The sequence below is a fragment of the Streptomyces sp. LS1784 genome (assembly GCF_020103755.1).
Lineage (GTDB): Bacteria > Actinomycetota > Actinomycetes > Streptomycetales > Streptomycetaceae > Kitasatospora.
The window spans coordinates 1-11,615 of the sequence record NZ_JAHSQD010000248.1; the positions used below are offsets into that span (position 1 = coordinate 1).

The window sequence follows — 11,615 nt, forward strand, 5'->3', positions numbered from 1 at the left end:
CGGCGCCGCGGGCGGACCGCGGCCTCGTCGTGCGTCCCGTCCTCGCCGTCGGGGGCGGGGTGGCCGCCGGCATCGCGCTGATCCGCGGCTCGGCGCTCAGCAGGCAGCTGGTCGCGCTGGGCGGCGTGGCGGCGGCGACCGCGACAGTCCTCCAGAAGGCCTGGCGGCGGACGGCCGACGTGAGCCGGGAGCTGTCCGGAGACGGAGCCGAACGACACCCCCTGCTGGAGATCGTCGGGCCGCACCGGCGGCGCCTCTACCGCGCCTCCGCGCTGTCGGTGGCCTGCCAGGTCTCGGAGATGGCACTCGGAACCTTCCTCGGCTGGACCGCCCTGGTCCTCATCAAGGGCGAGGCCGCGCCGCTGGTCCGCATCGGTCTGACCACCGCGACCTCCCAACTCTTGGGCCTGGCAGGACTGGTGGCCGTCGCCTGCGCCGCCGTGGCGGGCCTCTCGTACTCCTCGAACCTCCAGTGGCGCGGGCTCGGCCAGGACATCGAGCACGACTGGCGCAGCGGCACGTACGCCCACGTGCAGCACCTCGAACTTCGGCACCTGGAAGGCGAACGGACCAGCCGGATCGCCGGCGTACTCACCGACGACGTCCGGCAGCTGGGCAACTTCTTCGCCTCCTCGGCCAACGATGTGCTGCAACTGGGCACCAGCCTGGCCCTGTTGGTGCCGGCGTTCCTGTTGCTGGCCCCGCAGATCGCCTGGATCGCGTTCCTGCCCATCCCGGTCATCGCCTGGCTGTCGCTCCACTACCAGGACAAGGCCGCGGCCGACTACGCCGTCTCCGGCGAGCGCCGGGCCAGGCTGCACAGCCAGCTGGTGAACAGCCTGGAGGCCGGCGCCACCGTCAAGAGCTTCTGCACCGAGGACTACGAGGCCGGGCGGATCGACGAGTTGAGCGAGGCGGCCCAGGAGAGCAACCGGCAGACCGACCGGAGCGCGATCCGCCACGCCGAGATCGTCCGGGTCTGCACGACCAGTTCGATGGCCGGCACCCTGCTGATCGGCGGCCGCTCGGTCCTCAACGGCACCCTGCGGTTCGAGGTGTTCAGCCCGCTGATCGGGCTGCCCCAGATGGTGATGATGCGGATGAACCGGCTCGGCGGCATCGTCGACCAGTACCAGCGCACGCTCGCCGCCCACGACCGGGTCCGCCGGCTGCGCGCGCTGCCCGTGGAGACCGAGGGCACCGGCGGGCCGCTCGACGCCGACAAGGTGCAGGGCGAGATCGTGCTCGACGACGTCACCTTCGCCTACCCCGGTCGGCCGCCGGTACTGGAGGACCTCTCGCTGACCATCCCCGCCGGGCAGGTCACCGCCCTCGTCGGCGCAACCGGATCCGGCAAGACGACGGTCGCCAAGCTGCTGCTGCGCTTCCAGGACGCGGCGTCCGGCAGCGTGCTGCTCGACGGCCGGGACGTGACCGACCTGCCGCGCCGGGACCTGCGCCACGCGATCGGGTTCGTCGCCCAGGATCCGTTCCTCTTCGACGGCAGCATCGCCGACAACATCCGCTACGGCAGCTTCGAGGCCTCGGACGAGGCCGTGGTGAAGGCGGCCACGATGGCCGAGGCACACACCTTCATCGCGACACTGCCGGACGGCTACGACACGGTGATCGGCGAGCGCGGCGCCGCCCTCTCGGGCGGCCAGCGGCAGCGGATCGCCCTGGCGCGGGCGATCCTCAAGGACGCACCGGTCGTCATCCTCGACGAGGCCACCTCCGCCGTGGACAACGAGACCGAGGCCGCCATCCAGCGCACGCTCCGCGGTTTCGCGGCCGACCGGACGATGGTCATCATCGCCCACCGGCTCTCCACCGTGCGCCACGCGGACCGGATCTACGTCATGGACAAGGGCGGCGTCGTCGCCGAACAGGGCACCCACGACGAACTCCTCGCCCAGCACGGACTCTACGCATCCCTCTGGCAGCTCCAGGCCGGCGAACTCGCCGCCTGACCGCCGCGAGCCGCCCCGCCCGCCGACCGCGTGACGCCACCGCGGTCGGCGTGGCCCGGCGTGCCGTGCGCGTATGCCCGCCCACACTTCTGGAGGTACCCCCATGTCCCGTCGCGACGGCGACGTCCTTCCCCTGACCGCGGCCCAGCGTGAGATCTGGCTCGCGGAGCAGCGCTCCCGGACACCGATCCCGGGTTACCGCGTCGGTGAGTGCCTGGAGATCCACGGGCCGGTCGAGCCGGCGCTGTTCGAGGCCGCGCTGCGCCGGGTGGTCGACGAGGTCGACGCCCTGCACGTGACCTTCGTCGACGACGGCGAAGGCCCGCGCCAGGTCCTCCGCGCGACCTGGGACTGGGCACCGGCGCACCTGGACCTCAGCGGGGAAACCGCACCCCGTGCGGCGGCCATGGAGTGGATGGAGCGGGACCTGATGCGCCCGCTGGACCTCGCGCGCGACCCGCTGTTCGGACACGCGCTGATCCGGCTGTCGCCGACGGAGTTCCTCTGGTACCTGAACTACCACCACGTGGTGCTGGACGCGATCAGCAGCGCCCTGGTCAGGCAGCGGGTCGCCGACGTGTACTCGGCCCTGGCAGAGGGCGGTCCGGTGCCGCCGTCGCCGTTCGGCTCGCTGCGGGACCTGGTCGACAGCGACGCCGCCTACCGCGCGTCGGCGGACTTCACCGCCGACCGCGACTACTGGACGGAACGCTTCGCGGACCGGCCGGCACCGACGCGGCTCACCGACACGGCCGCGACCGACCCGAACCGCGCGCTCCGCCTGGCCGAGGAGCGGGAACTGCGGCGCCCGGACGCGCTGCGGGACGCGGCGGGGAGGACCGGTGTCCGGTGGTCGCGTCTGGTGATCGCGGCGGCGGCGCTCTACGCGCACCGGCTGACCGGCACGCAGGACGTGGTGCTCGCCCTCCCCGTCACGGCCCGTCGGTCCGCCGACCGCGACCTGATGTCGGTGCCGGGCACGATGTCCAACGTGGTGCCCCTGCGGCTGGCGGTACGACCGGACACGCGGTGGCGGGACCTCGTCGCCCAGGTGGCCCGGGAGGTCGAGGCGGCCGTCGCGCACGAGCGGTACCGGAGCGAGGACCTGCTGCGGGACCTCGGTGCGCCCGGCAGCATCGGGACGGCGTTCCCGCTGATCGTCAACATCATGGCCTTCAACTCCAGGCCGAGCTTCGCCGGGCACCCCGCCTCCGTGCACCACTTCGTGTCGGGGTCGACCACCGACCTCGCCGTCTGGGTGTTCGACTACCGCGACGGGAACCCTCCGTTGCTCAGGCTCCACGGCTCGCCCGAGGCGTACGGCGACGCCGACCTCGCCGCCCACCGGCAGCGGCTGATCGCCCTGCTCGACGCCGTCGCCGACTGGGACCCGGACGAGGCGGTGGGCCGGATCGGCCTGCTCGCGGCCGAGGAGCACCGCGAGGTGGCGGCCCTCGGCACCGGGCCGGCGGCGGAGCTCCCGGCCGAGAGCCTGCCGGAGCTGTTCCGGAAGCACGTGCGCGCGACGCCGGACCTCGTCGCACTGGTGTGCGGGGACGTCTCGCTGACGTACGCGGAACTGGACGAGCGCGCGAACCGGCTGGCGCATGCCCTGATCGCTCGGGGTGCGGGGCCGGAGCGGCTGGTGGCGGTGGCGCTGCCGAGGTCGGCCGAGCTGGTGGTGGCGATCCTCGCGGTGCTGAAGACCGGGGCGGCGTACGTCCCGGTCGATCCCGAGTACCCGGCGGCCCGGATCGGGCACATGCTCGACGACGCCCGCCCGGCCCTGGTGGTGACCGACACCCGCAGCGAGGACCGGCTGCCCGAGGCGGGCGCGGCCGCCCGGCTGCTCCTCGACGACCCGCAGACGGCTGACCTGGTGGCAGGGCTCCCGGCGGCGGACCCGGCGGTGGCCGTCGATCCGGGCCATCCGGCGTACGTCATCTACACCTCCGGTTCCACCGGACGGCCCAAGGGCGTGGTACCGACCCATGGCGGCCTGCTCAACCTCCTCACCGATCACCGGCAGGTGCACTTCGCGCAGCTGTTGAAGGAAGGGAAGCGGCTGCGGGTGGGGCTGACCACCTCGGTGTCCTTCGACGCCTCCTGGAACCAGCTGCTCGCCCTGTTCGGGGGCCACGAGCTGCACGTCCCGGAGCACGCGACCTGGACCGACCCGGACGCCTTCGTCGACTACGCCGCGCGGTGCGGACTGGACTTCGTCGAAGCCACCCCGTCCTACCTTCGGGTGCTTGTCGCGCACGGGCTGTTGAGCGATCCGCAGCGCCGCCCGGCGGTGGTCGCCGCGGGCGGCGAGGCTGTTCCGGAGCGGCTGTGGGAGCAGTTGCGGGCGGCGGACGGGGTGTCCTGCCTGAACCTCTACGGACCGTCCGAGTGCACGGTCAACTCGGTGGTCGCACCCGTGGGTTCGAGCCGGCGCCCGGTCATCGGCCGGCCCGTCACCAACGCCCGGGTGTACGTGCTCGACGGAGCCCTGCGGCCGCTGCCGACCGGCGTGGTGGGCGAACTGTACATCGCGGGCGCGGGTCTGGCCCGTGGCTACCTGAACCGGCCGGGGCTGACCGCGGGGCGGTTCGTGGCCTGCCCGTTCGGCTCCTCGGGCGCCAGGATGTACCGCACCGGCGACCTGGTGCGCTGGGACGCGGACGGGAACCTGGAGTTCCTCGGCCGCACCGACGACCAGGTCAAGATCCGTGGCTTCCGGGTGGAACTCGGCGAGATCGAGGCCGTCCTCGCCGAACACCCGCAGGTCGCCCGGGCCGCCGTCGTGGTGCGCACCGAGGAGGAACCCCGGCTGGTCGCGTACGCCGTCCCCGAGCCCGGCACCGCGGTGACCGACACCGCCCTGCGCGAACACCTGCGGGAGCGGCTGCCCACGCACATGGTGCCGGCCGCCTACGTGGTGCTGGACGCGCTGCCGCTGACCCCGAACGGCAAGCTCGACCGGCAGGCTCTCCCGGCACCCGACCGGCAGTCGGCAGACCCCGGCCGCGCTCCGCGCACGGCGACCGAGCATCTGCTGGCCGGGCTGTTCGCCGAGGTGCTCGGGGTCCCGGAGGTCGGCGCCGACGACGACTTCTTCGACTTCGGCGGGCACTCCCTGCTGGCCACCCGGCTGGTTGCCCGGGCACGGTCGGTGCTGGGCGTGGAACTGAGGCTGCGTGACCTGTTCGACGCGCCGACGGTGGCGGAACTGGCGGCGGCGGTGGACGCCGCGGGCCGGGCCCGGCCCGCGCTCGCGGCGCGTGAACGGCCCGGGACGGTCCCGCTGTCCTTCGCCCAGCGCCGGCTGTGGTTCCTGCACCGCATGGAGGGCCCCAGCGCCACCTACAACATCCCGCTGACGCTGAGGCTGTCCGGATACCTCGACCAGCGGGCCCTGGAGGCTGCCCTGGCGGACGTGGTCGGGCGGCACGAGAGCCTGCGCACCACCTTCCCCGTGGTCGACGGCGTGCCGTGCCAGCACGTGCTGGACCTCGACGCGGCACGGCCGCGGCTGCGGGTGACCGAGGCCGGCGAGCGCGACCTGCCGGACCGGCTGGCGGAGGCGGCGCGGTACGGCTTCGAGTTGGCGCAGGAGCCGCCGCTGCACGCCGAGCTGTTCCGGCTCGGGAGGGAGGAACACGTACTGCTGCTGGTGGTGCACCACATCGCCGGTGACGGCTGGTCGACGGGGCCGCTCTCGCGTGACCTGACGGCGGCCTACGCGGCCCGCTGCGAGGGGGCGAAGCCCGAGTGGTCGCCGCTGCCTGTCCAGTACGCCGACTACGCCCTCTGGCAGCGGGAGCTGCTCGGTGACGGTGCCGACCCGGACAGCCTGCTGAGCGGGCAACTGGCCTACTGGCGGGAGAAGTTGGCGGACCTTCCCGAGCAGGTGGAGCTGCCCTTCGACCGGCCCCGCCCGGCGGTGATGTCCTACCGGGGCGCCCACCTGCCGGTGCGGATCGACGCCGAGCTGCACCAGGGCCTGCGCGCGCTCGCCCGCGACGGCGGCGCCAGCCTCTTCATGGTGCTCCAGGCCGCCCTGGCCGCCCTGCTCGGCAAGCTCGGCGCCGGCACCGACGTCCCGATCGGCACGCCGATCGCCGGACGCACCGACGAGGCCCTGGACGACCTGGTCGGCTTCTTCGTCAACACCCTGGTGCTGCGCACCGACCTGTCCGGCGACCCGTCGTTCACCGAACTGCTGGGCCGGGTGCGCTCCGACGCGCTGGCCGCGTACGCGCACCAGGACGTGCCGTTCGAGCACCTCGTGGAGGCGCTGAACCCGACCCGGACGCTGGCGCACCACCCCCTGTTCCAGACCATGCTCGCCCTGCAGAACGCGCCGCTCGGCACGTTCGACCTGCCGCGGCTGCGGGTGGAGACCGACCTGGTCCACACCGGGACGGCCAAGTGCGACCTGACCTTCATCCTGGCCGAACAGCCCGGAGGGGAAGGGCTGTCGGGCGTGGTGGAGTACAGCACCGACCTGTTCGACGAGGCCACCGTGACGGGGATCGTCGACCGGTGGCTGCGGCTGCTGCGCGCCGTGGCCGCCGACCCCGGCCGGCGGATCGGCCGGGTGGACGTGCTCTCCGCCGAGGAGCTCCGCGCGCTGCTCCCGGCTCGTACCGACCGGGGCGAGGATCCGCCGGAGAGCAGCCTGACCGCGCTCTTCGAGCGACAGGTTCGGGCGGACCCGGCCGCCGTCGCCCTGACGGACGGCGAAGCCGCCCTGACCTACGGTGAGTTGAACGCCCGGGCGAACCGGCTGGCACACGCGCTGATCGACCGGGGCGTGGGGCCGGAGCGGCTGGTGGCGCTGGCCCTGCCGCGCTCGGCGGACCTGGTGGTGGCGGTGCTCGCGGTGCTCAAGGCCGGCGCCGCGTACGTGCCGGTGGACCCGCGGTACCCGGCGGCCCGGATCGCCTACCTGCTCCGGGACACCCGGCCGTCGCTGCTGCTGACGACGAGCGGGATCGGTGAGCTGCCGGGTGCGGAGCCGGTGGACCGGCTGCTGCTGGACGCGCTCGACCTGGGCGGACGGCCGGACACCGACCCGCAGGTCTCGGTCGAGCCCGGTCATGCGGCCTACGTCATCCACACCTCCGGCTCCACCGGCAACCCCAAGGGCGTGGTGGTCCCGCACCGGAACGTGGTGCGACTGTTCGGCACCACCCGGGCGCTCTTCGGCTTCACCGCCGAGGACGTCTGGACGCTCTTCCACTCCTACGCCTTCGACTTCTCGGTCTGGGAACTGTGGGGCGCGCTGCTGCACGGTGGCCGACTGGTGGTCGTGGACCACGAGACCAGCCGCTCGCCCCACCGTTTCCTGGAACTCCTCGCCCGCGAGCGGGTGACCGTGCTCAACCAGACGCCGTCCGCCTTCTACCAGCTGATGCAGGCGGACGCGGAGGCCCCGGAGACCGGCCGCCGACTCGCCCTGCGCACCGTGGTGTTCGGCGGCGAGGCGCTGGAGCACGCCCGGTTGGCGAGCTGGTTCGAGCGGCACCCGGAGGACGCGCCGCGGCTGGTCAACATGTACGGCATCACCGAGACCACGGTGCACGTCACGTACGCGGCGCTCGACCGCTCCGGCACCACCGCCGGCCAGATCGGCACGGCCCTCCCGGACCTGCGGACGTACGTGCTCGACGACGGCCTGCGCCCGGTGGCCCCGGGTGTCGCGGGCGAGCTGTACGTCGCGGGTGCCGGACTGGCGCGCGGCTACCTGAACCGGCCGGGCCTGACCGCCGGGCGGTTCGTCGCCGACCCCTTCGGACCGGCCGGCTCCCGGATGTACCGCAGCGGCGACGTGGTGCGCCGGGCCGCGGACGGGAGTCTGCGCTACGTGGGCCGGGCCGACCAGCAGGTGAAGGTGCGCGGCTTCCGGATCGAGCTCGGCGAGATCGAGGCGGCGCTGGCCGCCCACCCGGGCGTCGCGCAGGCGGCCGTGCTGGCCCGGCAGGACCGCACCGACGACACCCGGCTGGTCGCGTACCTGGTACCGGCCCCGGGTGCCGTCCCGCGCGCGGCCGAGCTGCGCGAGCACCTGCGTGAGCGGCTGCCGGAGCACATGGTGCCGGCGGCGTTCGTCACCCTGGGGAGCCTGCCGCTGACCGCCAACGGCAAGCTGGACCACCGTGCGCTGCCGGCACCCGACCTCGCCCCGGTGAGCATCGGTCGCGCGCCGCGCACCCCGCAGGAGCAGATCCTCTGCGAGCTGTTCGCGGAGGTCCTGGGCGTGGCGTCGGTCGGCGTCGAGGACGGCTTCTTCGACCTGGGCGGGCACTCGCTGTTGGCCACCCGCCTGGCCGCCCGGATCCGTGCGACGCTCGGCGTGGAAATGCCGCTGCGCACGCTGTTCGGGGCTCCGACCCCGGCCGGCCTGGCCACCGCCCTCGTGGCGGCCGGACCGGCGCAGGCCGCCCTGGCACGGCGTGAGCGCCCCGAGGTGATCCCGCTGTCGTTCGCGCAGCGGCGGCTGTGGTTCCTGCACCAGCTGGAGGGTGCCAGCGCGAACTACCACATCTCCTTGGCCTGGCGGCTGTCCGGGGATCTGGACCGGCCGGCCCTGGAGGCCGCCGTGGCGGACGTGGTGGCCCGGCACGAGAGCCTGCGCACCGTCTTCCCGGCGGTCGACGGCGTGCCGTACCAGCAGGTGCTGGACGTCGTGGCAGCCCGCCCGCGGCTGGGCGTGAGCCGGACCACCGAGGCCGAGCTGTCGGCCGCCATGGCGGAGGCGAAGGCCCGGCGGTTCGACCTGGCGGTCGACGTGCCGCTGCGGGTCGAGCTGTTCGAGCTGGCGCCGGACGAGCACGTGTTCCAGCTGGTGCTCCACCACATCGCGGGTGACGGCTGGTCGCTGGGCCCGCTCGCGCAGGGCCTGACCGCCGCCTACGCGGCGCGCTGCCGTGGCGAGGAGCCGCAGTGGGAGGAGCTGCCGGTCCAGTACGCCGACTACACCCTGTGGCAGCACGAACTGCTCGGCGAATCCACCGCCCCGGACAGCCTGTTCGCCGGCCAGGCGGCCTACTGGACCCGGCAGCTGGCCGGTCTGCCGGAGCGGATCCAGCTGCCCACCGACCGGTCCCGCCCGGCGATCGCCTCGCACCGGGGCGGTTCCGTGCACGCCGAGCTGGACGCCGAGCTGCACCGCGGTCTGCGCGAGCTCGCCCGCGCGCACGGGACGAGTCTGTTCATGGTGCTCCAGGCAGGGCTGGCGGCGCTGTTGAGCAAGCTCGGCGCGGGCGATGACATCCCGGTCGGCAGCCCGGTCGCGGGCCGGACCGACCAGGCGCAGGACGAGCTGGTCGGTTACTTCGTCAACACCCTGGTGTTCCGTACCGACACTTCGGGCGATCCGACCTTCGGCGAGCTGCTGGGCCGGGTCCGGGACACCTCGCTGGCCGGGTACGCCCACCAGGACCTGCCGTTCGAGTACCTCGTCGAGGCCCTCAACCCGGTGCGCTCGCTGGCGCACCACCCGCTGTTCCAGGTCATGCTAGTGCTGCAGAACGCGCCCCGGGCCGACTTCGCGCCGCCCGGGCTGCGCGTCGACGGCATGCCGTTGACGTCGACCACAGCCAAGCTCGACCTGATCTTCACCATGTCCGAGCGGCAGGCGCAGGACGGTCCCCCTGGGCCTGGCGGCCCGGGAGGTGCCCCCACCCCGGAGGGGATCGACTGCTTCGTCGAGTACGCCAGTGACCTGTACGACCCGGCCACCGTCGAGACGATGATCGGGCGGTGGGAGCGGCTGCTCCGCGCCGCGGTCGCCGACCCGCAGCGGCGGCTCAGCCGGTTCGGCCTGCTCGCCGCCGAGGAGCGCGCCGAGCTGGCGGCGCTGGGTACCGGCCCGGAGGCCCAGGCCTTCACCGAGAGCCTGCCGGAGCTGTTCCGGGCTCAGGTGCGGGCGATTCCGGACGCCCTCGCGGTGGTGGGGCCGGACGCGACGTTGACGTATGCGGAGCTGGACGCGCGGGCGAACCGGTTGGCCCATGCGCTGATCGCGCGGGGTGTGGGGCCGGAGCGGCTGGTGGCAGTTTCGCTGCCGAGGTCGGCCGAACTGGTGGTGGCGATCCTCGCGGTGCTGAAGACCGGCGCGGCGTACCTCCCGCTCGATCCGGAGTACCCGGCCGCGCGGATCGGGTACATGCTCGACGACGCCCGGCCGGTCCTGGTGGTGACCGACGCCCGCACCCGGGGCCGGCTGCCGGACGGTCCGGCCGGATGGTTGGTGGTCGACGACCCGGAGACGGCCGGGTCGTTGGCGGGTTGCCCGGCGACGGACCCCGCGGTGGCCATCGATCCGGGGCATCCGGCCTACGTCATCTACACCTCCGGTTCCACCGGCAAGCCCAAGGGCGTGGTGGCGACGCACGGCGGCCTGCTCAACCTGTTCGCCAGCCAGCGTTCGCTGGTCTTCCGGCTCAAGGAGCGGATGCGGGTCGGGCTGACCACGTCCGTGTCGTTCGACGCCTCCTGTGACCAACTGCTCGCCCTGTACGCCGGCCACGAGCTGCACGTCCTGGACGAGGCGACCTGGACCGACCCGGACGCCTACCTCGACTACGCCGTGCGGGCCGGGCTGGACACTGTCGGCGTAACCCCGTCCTACATGCAAGTCCTCGTCGAACACGGCCTGTTGGACCACCCGCGGTGGCGTCCTTCGATGGTCGGGCTGGGCGGGGAGGCCGTTCCGGAGCAGCTGTGGGAGCGGTTGCGGGCGGCCGACGGGGTGTTCTCCCTGAACTACTACGGGCCGTCCGAGTGCACGGTGGACTCGGTCGTCGCGTCGCTGGAGTCGAGCCCGCGCCAGGTGATCGGCCGGCCGCTCGGCGGTGTCCGGCTGCACGTGCTCGATGCCGCGTTGCAGCCGGTGCCCGCGGGCGTGCCGGGTGAGCTGTACATCGCCGGTGCGGGGCTGGCGCGCGGCTACCTGAACCGGCCGGGGCTGACCGCAGGACGGTTCGTGGCGGACCCGTTCGGGCCGCATGGATCACGGATGTACCGCACCGGTGACCTGGTGCGGTGGGGTGCGGACGAGAATCTGGAGTTCCTCGGCCGGACCGACGACCAGGTGAAGGTGCGCGGCTTCCGGATCGAGCTCGGCGAGATCGAGGCGGCGCTGGCGGAACACCCACAGGTCGCCCAGGTCGCGGTGACCGTCCGGGAGGACCGGGCGGACGACACGCGCCTGGTCGCCTACCCGGTGCCCGCCACCGGGGCGGAGCTCCATCCGGACGAGCTGCGGGCACACCTGCGCGAGCGACTGCCGGACTACATGGTCCCGGCCGCCTTCGTGCCCCTGGAGAGCCTTCCGCTGACGGCCAGCGGCAAGCTGGACCGACGCGCGCTGCCCGTGCCCGTCCACACCGCGGAGCGGACCGGCCGGGCCCCGCGCACCCCGCAGGAGCAGGTCCTCGCGGAGCTGTTCGGCGAGGTGCTGGGCGTGGCCGAGGTCGGGGCCGACGACGACTTCTTCGACCTCGGCGGGCACTCCCTGCTCGCCACCCGGCTGGTCGCCCGGGCACGCGCGGCCCTCGGAGTGGAACTGGAGCTGCGCGCCCTCTTCGAGACGCCGACGGTGGCCGGGCTGGCCGCCGGGCTCGGCGGGGCCGGGCGGGCGCGGCTCGCGCT

The 11,615-nt window shown here is 73.6% G+C and carries 2 protein-coding genes; both read left to right on the forward strand.

Annotated features, from left to right (window positions below):
- Nucleotides 1-1,970, forward strand: a 1,970-nt coding sequence (locus tag KS423_RS25370; RefSeq protein ID WP_224282081.1) for an ABC transporter ATP-binding protein, incomplete at its 5' end; no start/stop codon positions are given.
- Nucleotides 1,971-2,073: 103 nt separating this feature from the next.
- On the forward strand, nucleotides 2,074-11,615 hold a 9,542-nt coding region (locus KS423_RS25375; RefSeq protein WP_224282082.1), incomplete at its 3' end, for a non-ribosomal peptide synthetase.